Below are 12,428 nucleotides of genomic sequence, written 5' to 3' on the forward strand. Positions count from 1 at the left end.
TCTTTTTTTTGACTTTTTACGTATAGAACAAGGTAGTATTGGGCTATACGTAACAGGTTATTACAGGCGACATAGATGCAAAACCAAATTAAAAAAGTGGTGATTGCTGGCGGCGGAACCGCTGGATGGATGACAGCAGCATTGATGCAAAAAGTACTGCATCAACAAGTTGAAATAGAGCTTGTAGAGTCCGAAGACATCGGCATTGTTGGTGTAGGAGAGGCGACTATTCCGCCTATCCAAATATTCAATCAGTTTTTGGGTTTGGATGAAAAAGAATTTCTCAAAGAAACAAACGGCACCATTAAGTTAGCGATACAGTTTGATAATTGGAAGCATGAGGGGCATAGCTACTTTCATACCTTTGGCGCACCCGGTGCTAATCTTGGATTCTGTAATTTCCAGCACTATTGGTTAAGAGCGCAGAAACAAGGGTTTACCCAATCCTTGTGGGATTTTGACTTAAATTACCTGTGTTGTAAAAATGAGGTGTTTAATAAAATAAACACCCAAAACCCTGTTTACGAGGTGCCCTATGCCTATCATTTTGATTCGGCGCTTTATGGAAGATATCTTCGTAAAATAGCTGAAAAAGCCGGCGTAAAACGCACCGAGGGAATTATCGACCATATTGCTACTGACAAAGACAATGGTCACATTACGGGTATGCAACTTAAAGATGGGAGCCAAATAAAAGGTGACTTCTTTATTGACTGCACGGGCACCCGCGCTTTGCTTATTCAAAAGACTTTAGGCGTTGACTATTTGGATTGGTCACATTTATTACCCGCAAACCGAGCCTTGGCAGTACAGACTAATCGTTTTGATAAAACCTTGCCCTACACGCGCAGTATTGCGCACAAAGCGGGATGGCAGTGGCGTATTCCCTTAACACACCGTAACGGAAACGGGATTGTATATAGTTCGGACTACTTGAGCGATGACGAGGCTGAGCAGACTTTATTGGGTAATTTGCAATCTCAACCGGTTAATGATGTTCGCAAGATCACGTTTAAAACGGGTCGCACGCAGCATCAGTGGCACAAAAACGTGGTCGCAATTGGTTTATCAAGCGGTTTTTTGGAGCCGCTTGAGTCCACGAGTATTCATTTGATCCAGTCAGCGATAGTACGCCTGCTTAAACTTTTCCCGCATGACGGCATTAAAGAGGCTGCGGTGAGCGTGTACAACGAAGAGTCGGTGATTGAATACGAAACTATTCGCGATTTTATTGTTCTGCATTATGCAGTGAACGAGCGAACCGATTCTGACTTTTGGCATGACATGAGAAATCTGACCTTGCCGCATCGCTTGCAGCAAAAGATTGATGTGTTCAAAGAAGTGGGCGCTATCTTTAATGATCAGCACGATATTTTCAAAGACGCGTCGTGGCTACAGGTTATGATGGGGCAAGGCTTAATGCCTCAAGACTATCATCCAGCAGCCAATATATTGTCCGACCAGCAATTAATGGATACCATGCAGAAAATTGCGCATGCAAAGCAACAGCCGATGAGTAAAATGCTCCCGCACGATGAGTTTATTAAGCAATATGTGGGTGCGTAAATGACGTCTCAAGCTCATCGAATCGTTATCGCTGGTGGTGGCACTGCCGGTTGGATGGCCGCCAATTTATTACAGCATTATTGGCAACAATTAGACGTAGAAGTGCATCTGGTTGAGTCTGCGCAAATTGGTATCATCGGAGTGGGAGAAGGCTCCACTCCGTCACTAAAGCGCTTCTTTCAGACCTTAGAGATACCTGAATCTGAGTGGATGGAACAATGCAACGCGACTTATAAGGTGTCTATCCAGTTTAATGACTGGAGTCCCAAAGCAAAATACAACAGCTATCAACATCCGTTTATCTCTCAGGTTGATACATTTTCTGAACGTCGCTTTTATGTGAATTGTTATACCCGTCGTCTGGGTTTAGATGTTGAAACTCGTCCAGAAAAGTTTTTACTAAATGGCTGGTTAGCTAATCAAGGTAAGTCGCCGCTTGTGCCGCCAAACTTTCCTTTTGACGTTGAATATGGCTACCATTTTGATTCGGGCCTGCTAGGTCAGTTTCTTGCCGGTAGAGCCAAACAAAAAGGCGTAAAACATACCGAGGGCAATATTGCACAGGTACAAACATCTGCTAGTGGTGATATTTGTGCGCTTGTTCTGCAAGATGGTCAGCGTATCGAAGGTGATTTATTTATTGATTGCACAGGTTTTGATAGCCTGCTGCTGCAAAAAACACTTGGCGTAAAATTTAACTCATTTAAGTCCAATTTATTCAATGATGCAGCAGTGGCGATGCCGTCAGCTGCCATAACACCATTACAAAATCAGACGCATGCTAGCGCCTTATCGCATGGATGGGCGTGGCAAATTCCACTCACGCATCGCACAGGCAACGGCTATGTGTATTCGTCAGATTATATTAACGCTGAGCAAGCAGAGCACGAATTAAGAGCCAAACTTGGTTTATTAGATGCTGACGTACCGGTTAAGCATCTGAAGATGAAAGTAGGGCAGGTGGAGCAACATTGGGCGAAGAATTGCTTAGCGCTCGGTCTCTCACAAGGTTTTATTGAACCCTTGGAAGCAACTGCACTGCACCTAGTGCAAACGGCCATTGAAAGCTTTGCAGATGCCTACGGAAAGGGCAAATTTACTACACAGCATCAACAAAGCTATAACCAGCAGATGACCGAAAATTTTGAAGCTGTGCGCAATTATATCGTGGCGCATTATAAGCTTAACTCTAGAGACGATAGTCAGTATTGGAAAGATAATCGCGCAAATAACGCGATTTCAGATTCATTGAAACATATTCTGCAGGTTTGGTTTAATAACGGCGATTTACAACAAGAAATTAAGCGACAAAATTTAAGTTCTCATTTTGGTACTGCCTCTTGGCATTGCTTGCTGGCAGGATATGGCACCTTCCCTAATTTAGCGCCTAACCAACCGGGTAAAGGTGACTTGTATAAAGACTATAAGTTAGAAGAATTCTTCAGTGGCTGTATGCTTAACTTTTCAAAGGTGGCTAGCGTTTAACCTCATTTAAGCGCAGCCTCCTATCCCTCTATATTTTATTTCGTCTTGCCTTTGCATCGATAAAATCTAACGTTTTGCCGTCACTCACAGGCAATTTCTATACTTAATCGTTTTAGTTGTGCAGCACAGTGTTTACATAGCCTGCATGAATACGTATGCAGTGCTATGTTAAATTTGTTAGCAAAAATGTAACATTTCATAAGCGGTGGGTAATTTTTAATAATAGCGGCGTCAGTCCATTTATAGACCTCGTGCTTAAATCACATTGACGCTAAAACAACGATAAATACCTTCACCTTATGCACTTTTATAAAGTTACGGGACACTCATATGAACAAATTCAAGCCCAATCTGATCACTAGCGCACTTATTGCCAGTGGTTTGTTAATTGGAAGCTTCCCTCTCTATGCTCAGGAAGACTCGCCTACACCTGATGACGAAATTGAGGTTATTGAAGTACGAAGCTTTGGTACCAGTTTAATAAAATCACTAAATCAGAAACGTTTTAGCGATACGGTTACCGAACAGCTTTCTGCTGACGATTTAGGCGGTTTGCCTGATGTATCTATTGCCGATGCACTGACACGACTACCCGGTATTTCTGCGGTAAGAACCGGCGGGCAAGCGGCTGAAATCAATATTCGTGGTTTGTCTGGCGACTTTGTATTTTCGACCTTAAACGGCCGAGAACAGGTTTCTACCAGCGGCAGTCGCTCAATTGAATTTGATCAATACCCCTCTGAACTTATTTATTCTGGTGCGGTTTATAAATCTCCCAAAGCATCGCTTATTGAAGGCGGCGTTGCGGGTACCGTCGAACTGACAACGGCAAATCCACTGTCGAACACAGAAGAGCATAAATTTAATGCTAATGTGCGCGGTATGTACAACGACCGGGCCAGCGAAGTGCCTGATGCTGATGAGTTTGGGCATCGTATTAGTTTTTCATATCAAGGTCAGTTTTTAGACCGTACCTTGGGCGTCGCCTTAGGTTATGCTCGATTGTATCAGCCAAGTGTATCGACACAGTTTATAGGTTTGTCTTATAACCGAGAGGCTGACGTTGATGGTCTTCCCGGAGATACTGAAAACTTTAATCCAAATGCACCTGAGGCAGGGCAGTGCGTTGAATGCGAGCGTATTGGCGAAGGCTTTGAAATGCAGCATAAAGGCGGTGCAGAAACCCGTGATGGTTATGTCGCAACCGTAGAATGGGCACCTGTTGATAACTTTACGCTCAAGGGCGACATTTTTTATTCGACCTTTGATTCAGAAGAGTTCGCCCGTGGTTTTCGAGTAAAGCTTGAAGCGCCTAACGTTGGCATTACCAACCCTGTAGTCGTAGATAACCACGTAATCGGTGGAAACTTTGCGCGCTCCGGTACTGGCTTTACCCGCGTTGAGCTCGTTAACGATGATAACCAAGACTTTGATGAAATTAGAAATTACGGTCTAAATGGTGACTGGCAGATGACCGACAACTGGTCATTGAATTTTGACATCTCGCATTCGGCTGCCGAAAGTGACTTCCGTAACGGTCTTCTTTGGTCGCTAGTATCGGAAGATGCAAACGCGGTTAACCCTCAGCTTGATACAAATATTTCAATTTCATACCTACTTAACGGCCTTGACTTACCCGATCTTGGGTTTAATCAATCGGATGCATTTTCTGATATCAACCGAGTGTTGGTTTCAAAATACGGTATTTATCCATTCCAAAACTCAGACGAACTTGACGCATATCGCCTAGACTTTAAGTATGAGTTAGACAACGATTATTTCTCGAGCATAGAATTTGGTGCACGTTATTCAGACCGTACTTATACTAATGACAGAAGTGTGTTTGAGTATGGTAGTGACTCGGATTTTTCTACTACTCAGCCGCCACTGCGCTTAACCCAAGACATGGTTGAAGTGGTTAACTGGGAAGGTGATTTCGGCTATTTCCCTAGCTATTTATCAATTGATTTAGACGCTGCCCTGAATGCGTGGTTCCCGGGCGGTGCGCCGCAGCCTCGTCAAACTTGGGGCACCGGATTTGATGGCCTAGTCAATCCTGTTGACGGCGTAATTGTTGGTCCCGATACATCTTGGTCAGTGCTACAGAGCGGCGAGGTATACGAAGAAGTCACCTCAGCTTATGTCATGGCCAATATTGATACCGCCATAGGAGATATCGGTATTACCGGTAATATTGGCGTAAGGATGGTTGATTCAAAACAAGCGTCTACCTTCTTGCAAGATGTTGACGGCGATGTAGATGCCGGCGCACAGTTGATTGCTGATGAAGTTGGCTTGGTAACCGACCAGTACCGTTCAGTGATACTAGAAGACACCTATACCGATTATCTGCCGTCGCTTAACCTTAACTTTCGTGTCACTGACAATAGCTATGTGCGCGTAGCGGCGGCGAAAGTAATGGGGCGGGCACCGATTAACGAAATGTTTGCGAACTCTCGCGTAGATGTATTTAGACCGATTGCTGAGCGAGATATCGACACCGGAATTGTTACCGTGAGGGGCGAAGCGACTGTGTCTGGTCAATCAGACAATAGCCCGTATTTACGTCCTTTCTATGCAACCCAATATGATATTTCGTTTGAGCACTACTTTACAGAAACCGATGGTGCGGTGGTGCTAGCCTTATTTTACAAGGACATTGAGTCGTTCGTAGACCGCAATACCACAGACCCTTACGACTTTAGAGCAAACGGTTTTAATGTACCTGAGGAAGTTGACTTAGTAGTGCAAGAAGACGACGGTAACGGCACGTTGATACCGGTACTTGATGCTAATGGACTGCCGCTCACAGTAACTGTTCCGGTTGAAAATGGTGCCTACACCACAGCGATTAACAACTCCGAAGGTGGCTATATTCGCGGTGTTGAGATTGCATATACGCAGGTATTTAGCTTCTTGCCAGACTTATGGTCAGGTTTAGGCGTTAACGCGAGCTTTTCGCATACCGAGACAGAAATTATCCGTATTGCCGATCCAAACCAAGGCGTATTCTCATCTGACTTGCCCGGTTTATCACCAAATGTACTCAGCGGTACCTTGTTTTGGGAATATGAAGGCTTTGAGACTCGCGTAAATGCGCGTTATCGAGATGAGTTTGTTTCTCAACAAGTGGCGGTAAACTCACAGGTAGTGAACTTTGACTCAGAACTTGTGGTTGATTTTCAAGCGTCATATCAAATTAACGATAACGTAGGCATTTTGTTCCAAGCTAACAACATTACCGACGAACCTACCAAAAGCTTCTTTGGCAGCCAGTCTCGAACAGGCACCATTCAATACTTTGGTACACAATACTTCCTCGGGGTGACTTACTCATTATGAAACATTTTAATTTAAGCAATATTTGTCAATTAGCGGTTGGTAACAGCCGCCAGACATTGGAGTCATCAACCATGATCAATTTACGAAAAGCAGCTGGCGCGATATTTGTTATATTAAGCGCACTTATGCTCAGCGCTTGCGGAGGCTCGAGCGTAGAGTCAGGTGAGGTTGCGCTAACGTGTAGCGTACCAAACGTACCTAATGCTGCGGGCACGGCTTGTGTTCCGCCGCCGCCGATTCAGTGTACGCCACCAACGGTACCGAATCCTACTAACGATGCATGTATTGTGGGGGTTAATCCAGACCTTCCCGATCCTGTATTTTTCCCAGCAGCTGACCAAGCCGTGTTGTATTACAACCGAGGCGATGTCGACGCTGACAACAGCCCTAACGACGATGCCTATGAAGGCTGGCGCTTGCATACTTGGAGTAATGATGCATGCGATGCCTACGCAGATGCCGATACGCCTTGGGCCGATGGACGCATACACGATGGCATAGACCCTACCTATGGTGCGTATTGGATTTTAGACTTGAAACCCGGTTATGCGGGAACGCCTGGTGCCTGCCATAACTTTATTATTCACATCGGTACAGAAGACTCTGGTAAAGAGCTTGGCGGTGCCGACTTTAAAGGTAATTTGTCACAGGATGATCCGCGCTTTGCACGCATGAACTTTACCCTGTCGGGTGTACCGGAAGTGTATGAATTTCCGATTGATTCTTTGGGCGAACAACCTGTTTCGGTTGAAGGGGCTCAGGCTCATTGGTTAGATGCACAAACTGTTTTGTGGGACGTAGATTTTGCGCTCGTCAAAAACGTCAAACTGCATTACTCTGCTGACGCAAGTATTGATATAACGCTAGAGGACGGAGTACTCAACAGCACAACCGCGCCGCTTACCGAAGTTGATTTAACTGATGCGCAAAAAGCAATTGCTCCGCATCTTGATTCACTACCTGCCTTTGCTGGCGACTGGTCGGTAGATGACGCTAAAGCAGTATTGAAAACACAAGCAATATTGGGCGCTTACGACTCAGAAGATAAGCTTGTGGCTGCCACACGCTTACAAATTCCAAACGTTCTCGACCAAATATACACTGCCGGTGACAACGACGCTGACGAGCAAATGCTCGGACCGATTTACACTGATAGTGGCATAAGCTCTCGTGTTTGGGCGCCTACCGCGCAAAACGTTGCGCTCAAGCTATACAACCCGAATAAAACACTTGCCTCTACCAATGCAATGACCCTAGACCCTGCTACAGGTATTTGGTCGTATGAAGGTGATATGGGACTCGATCGCCAGTTATATCGCTTTGAGGTAACGGTTTATCATCCGGCGAGCGACACGATTGAAATATTGGATGTGACCGACCCATATTCGGTAAGTTTATCGTTAAACGGGCGTTTCTCTCAGTTTGTGAATTTAGATGATGAAGATTTGAAACCCGAAGGTTGGGACACGCACACTATTCCTACCATCGGGAACTTTGAAGATGCAGTCATTTATGAAGGCCACATCCGTGAGTTCAGTGCCAGAGATGAAAGCACAAGTGAAGCTAATCGCGGTAAGTATTTAGCATTCACTGAAAAAGACTCTGCGCCTATGCAGCATTTAGCCACATTAGCAGAAAAGGGGCTTACGCATTTCCATATCTTGCCTGCAAATGATATTGCAACAATTAACGAAGATGTAAACCGCACGGTTGATTGGACAAGCACTATACAAGAGTTTTGTGCCCTTGCACCGGCTTCTGACGTGTGTAATGACGGCACCGACCGAAATAGCACAATTAAAGAAGTGTATGAGTCGTTCAACGTGTTAACTGAGCCGGGTGCAGCGCAAGCCTTTGCCCAACAGTTGCGCGGTTTTGACCAGTTTAACTGGGGTTACGATCCTAAGCACTTCAACGCGCCCGAGGGCAGTTACTCTTCAGATCCCGATAGCGTTGTTCGTATCAAAGAAATGCGCGCAATGAATCAGGCTTTGCATGAAATTGGTCTGCGTGTGGCGCTAGACGTGGTGTATAACCATACTAACGCGTCTGGACTGTTTCAAAATTCAGTGTTCGATAAAGTGGTGCCGGGATACTATCATCGCTATAACATCGAAACTGGTGACATCATTCGTGAAACGTGCTGCGACGATACGGAGCCGCGCAATCGCATGATGGAAAAATTCATGGAAGATTCACTGTTGATGTGGGCTGAGCAATATAAATTTGATTCATTCCGTTTTGACATCATGTCGCAAGCATCAAAAACAACGATGGTAAATTTGTTTGAATCGGTAAAAACGGTTGACCCAGATACCTATTTCTACGGAGAAGGTTGGGGCAAAAATACCGCGCCATACGGAGACTTTGAAATTGCTAGCCAAGTCAATATGGCGGGCACTGAAATTGGTACTTTCAACGACCGTATTCGAGAAGCGATTCGACAGGGCCAGATATTTTCATCAGAAGAAGGTAGCGAAGCGGCGCTTGCTGCGCAAGACCGAGTGAAGATGGGCCTTTCAGGCACATTGACCGACTTTGTATTGAAAACAGCTGGTGGTGCTGATGCCAATACTTCTGCCCTAGGCGGCTATGCAAAAGATCCCGCAGACATAATCAACTACGTTTCAAAACACGATAATGAAACACTGTGGGATCAATTTAACTATGTGCTTCCGGCTGACCTTAGCTTAGAGCAACGCGTTCGCGCTCAAAACATCGGTATTACCTTACCGCTAATGTCACAAGGTATTCCGTTCTTGCAAATTGGTGGCGACTTCCTTCGCTCTAAGTCAATGGACAGAAACACCTATGATGCGGGCGACTGGTTCACCTACACTGATTTCACGCTTGCGAGCAACAACTGGAATGTGGGTCTGCCCTTAGCAGAAGACAACCAGAATCGTTGGTCTGAAATCTCGCAGTTTATGAACTCTCCAGACAGAGCAGCAGCGATGACTGATATTGAGTTTGCGGCTGAAGTGTTCCAAGAGTTTTTGTCTATCCGCTCAAGTAGCCCATTGTTTAGGCTAACCAGCGCTGATGATATAAAGGCACGCGTAGGTTTCCATAACCTAGGTGAGCGCCAGCAGCAGGGCCTAATTGTGATGAGCTTAGATGATGGCGTAGTTGAAGGGGCCGAAACGCAGTTGGCAGACCTTGACCCGATGTACGACGCTGTTGTGGTGGTTATGAACTCGGGTTACAACGAAAAGTCTATTGACGTTGCTACCGCAGCGGGTTTTGAGCTTCATAGCATCCATGCAAATTCAGTTGACCCACTCGTGCGCGGCGCAAGCTTTAGCGATAGCTCTGAGGGCGATAATGTTAAAGGTACATTTACCGTACCGGCGCTTACCATGGCTGTGTTTGTTAAAAACCAAGGTAGCGAACGCGCTTATGGATTATCTGCATTTGCCACTGCCGGTGCGCCAGATATTGTTCCTTACGGCGATACAACAGTATTTGTACGCGGCGAAATGAACGGCTGGGGTGAGGCTGACCCAATGACCTATAAGGGCAATGGTGTGTACGAAACCACAATTGCACTTGAAGGCGGTACAACCTATAACTTCAAAGTAGCTTCATCTGATTGGTCTACCGTAGATTTTGGTAACGACGACGCGCTTGTTGAAGAAGATGTGCCAAAAACCTTGATTCGTGGCAATGGCAACATGACCATCACGCCAAGTGTCTCAGCGAGCTTCATCTTCTCATTAGATGCAAACGAAGCAGAGTCGCCAGTGCTTACGGTAAGCAATGAAGAACCTTATGTGGGCATGCCAATCTACGTTCGCGGCAGTATGAACGGCTGGGGCACAGATAACGAGCTCTCATACGACGGTGGACGTATTTACCGAGCAACGCTTGATTTAGCGGCCCAAGGGCACGAGTTCAAGATAGCGAATGCCGACTGGGCTATGCCGAATCTAGGTGCAGTATCAGGTGCAGATGAAGATGCGATTGTTAACTTGGCTGAAAATACCGCGCTGGCGGAAAACGGTGATAACTTAAAACTTGATATCACCGAAGCGGGTAAGTACATCTTTGTATTTGATACCGTTGACTTAGATGCACCGAAGGTACGCGTATTTGCTGAAGAGTTCTTTGGCGCAACTACCGTATATGTGCGCGGCAGTCTAAACGGGTGGGGCGAATCTGACCCACTTGTTTACCAAGGCGATGGCGTATATTCGGTGAACATTGACCTAACAGGTGCTGATGTTGCCTTTAAAGTAGCAAGCTCTGACTGGTCGACTGTTAACTTAGGTGCCTTCTCTGATGCTGAGGCGGGAGTGCCGCTCGAAACGCTCAAACACCTAAATCAGGATGGTAACAGCGGTAATCTAACAATTGCCGGACCTGAGGCCGGCAATTATGAGTTTAGAGTGATTGGACGAGACGTTAAGGTTATCCGAAACGACTAAATAAAATCTAAGAAAGACCTCAAAACCGCCAGCAAGACTTGCTTTTGCTGGCGGTTTTTTTATGCGTAAAGATCAACACGGCCTAAGTGTAATTACTAAATCTAGTTATGAAATATAGTTAATAAATTAAATAACCAAAAATATGAATAGTAAATAACGTAATAAAATAGTTAAATTTAACAATCTGTTTTCATTAAATTAACACTTTAGTGGGGTATACATTCGCCGCATATCAGCCTAGTCTAATTTTGTTCAAATTTTGAACCACACTCGCACGACGACATACACACCAACTTATCGTTAATTTAAATAGGAACACATATTATGTTGAATTGTTTTAACGCAAAACGCATATCGCGGAAATCTGTCGTGGGATTTTCAGTTTTATTAACAACTTTCACACTTGGCTTATCGTCTGCCCATGCAGCTACTTCTTCAGGTGTCGACACCATCTACTCTGGTAACTATGCAAGTTCAGCGTGGCAAAGCGCTGAATTTAACGGCAGTAAATATCGAGATTTAAACAATAATCGAGTTACCATCAGTGTTGACCACAGCAAAGGCGGCTTTGATGCCAGCTTTGCGGGCACCTTCAGCATAGGCAAAGTAGATGATGTGTCATCAAAATTTGCAGTAAATGCCTCATTTAGCGTGAGTGGTTCTGGCAGCGGCTCTTGGTGGTATGGCCCTAAAGTGTCGGTTAACTGGATTTCTGGCAATCCAGACGGCTTAGCCGGATGGTACGAAAACTACATCATCGATAAAGCGAGCAGAACGCCTAAACAAATGCATGATTGGCTGCTGAACGATTGGGACAGTGGTAATCCACAAAACAAATATATTGGTGAGACTACCCATGACGGCGCTACCTATAAGCACTATGTGTTCTATTTTAGTGATTGGGTGCAGTACTGGGCCGTGCGTCAAACCTATCGAAACAGCGGTACTACCACATTAAAGCCTATTTTAAATAAATGGCGTCAAAATGGTTTGCCTAACAAACGTGTAGACGGCGTAAAATTTAACGTTGAAACACATGGCGAAAACTATCGCGACTTCACAATCACCCGTAAGTGTATTCCCGCCAGCTTTACTGACGGTTCGTGTGAAAATAAAAACACTGACTCGATTGCTGGAAATAAGCGCATAAAAGGCGGATGGAAAGGTCGTTACCTGCACGCCGGTAATAACTGGAATTGGGCGGGTGTTGAGGTGCTTAATCTCAATACCAACTGGTCATCACAAAAATGGGTCCTTGAGAAGGTCTCTAACAACGTGTACCGCATTAAAAACCGCCACACCAATAGATATCTTACTGCAGGCTCTACAAATCAATGGGACGTGGTGAAAGTGGCAAATTTAAATGTTAATTGGGGTTCACAAAAGTGGCGCTTTGAGAAGGTAGGCGATAAGTACCGCATTAAAAACCAGTGGTCTAAACTCTATTTACATGAAAATGCAGACAATGGCAGTCAGCTCGTGCAGGCACCATTAAACACCGGCTGGAGCTCACAGAAGTGGAAACTGACGGGCTACTAGCAATTAACGTTAGCACTCTATAACGGTCATCAAAAACGCACTGCAAACCGGGCATCTTTTGAACGGTTT

The 12,428-nt window shown here is 45.1% G+C and carries 5 protein-coding genes; all 5 read left to right on the forward strand.

Annotated elements, in window-relative coordinates:
- Positions 1–75: 75 nt before the first annotated feature.
- The 5 genes from ACFO4O_RS03040 (at position 76) to ACFO4O_RS03060 (ending at position 12,359) form a co-directional block, all read left to right on the forward strand.
- Complete coding sequence (locus ACFO4O_RS03040; protein ID WP_382405870.1) at positions 76–1,566, forward strand: tryptophan halogenase family protein; 1,491 nt, start codon at positions 76–78, stop codon at positions 1,564–1,566.
- Entirely contained in the window at positions 1,567–3,051 is a 1,485-nt protein-coding gene (locus tag ACFO4O_RS03045; protein ID WP_382405871.1) for a tryptophan halogenase family protein, read from the forward strand.
- Positions 3,052–3,381: 330 nt separating this feature from the next.
- Positions 3,382–6,393, forward strand: a complete 3,012-nt coding sequence (locus ACFO4O_RS03050; RefSeq protein ID WP_382405872.1) for a TonB-dependent receptor — start codon at positions 3,382–3,384, stop codon at positions 6,391–6,393.
- A gap of 71 nt (positions 6,394–6,464) precedes the next feature.
- Complete coding sequence (locus tag ACFO4O_RS03055) at positions 6,465–10,820, forward strand: alpha-1,6-glucosidase domain-containing protein (RefSeq protein WP_382408206.1); 4,356 nt, start codon at positions 6,465–6,467, stop codon at positions 10,818–10,820.
- A 324-nt stretch (positions 10,821–11,144) separates the two neighbouring features.
- Positions 11,145–12,359 carry an RICIN domain-containing protein gene (locus tag ACFO4O_RS03060; protein WP_382405873.1) on the forward strand — a complete coding sequence of 405 codons (1,215 nt, stop codon included), beginning with the start codon at positions 11,145–11,147 and terminating at the stop codon, positions 12,357–12,359.
- Positions 12,360–12,428 lie beyond the last annotated feature (69 nt).

Source organism: Glaciecola siphonariae (assembly GCF_042652645.1).
Lineage (GTDB): Bacteria > Pseudomonadota > Gammaproteobacteria > Enterobacterales > Alteromonadaceae > Glaciecola > Glaciecola siphonariae.

Excerpts from the sequence above, each read along its gene's own strand:
- ACFO4O_RS03040 (WP_382405870.1), top strand. The coding sequence starts at position 76 with ATGCAAAACCAAATTAAAAAAGTGGTGATTGCTGGCGGCGGAACCGCT.
- ACFO4O_RS03045 (WP_382405871.1), top strand. The coding sequence starts at position 1,567 with ATGACGTCTCAAGCTCATCGAATCGTTATCGCTGGTGGTGGCACTGCC.
- ACFO4O_RS03050 (WP_382405872.1), top strand. The coding sequence starts at position 3,382 with ATGAACAAATTCAAGCCCAATCTGATCACTAGCGCACTTATTGCCAGT.
- ACFO4O_RS03055 (WP_382408206.1), top strand. The coding sequence starts at position 6,465 with ATGATCAATTTACGAAAAGCAGCTGGCGCGATATTTGTTATATTAAGC.
- ACFO4O_RS03060 (WP_382405873.1), top strand. The coding sequence starts at position 11,145 with ATGTTGAATTGTTTTAACGCAAAACGCATATCGCGGAAATCTGTCGTG.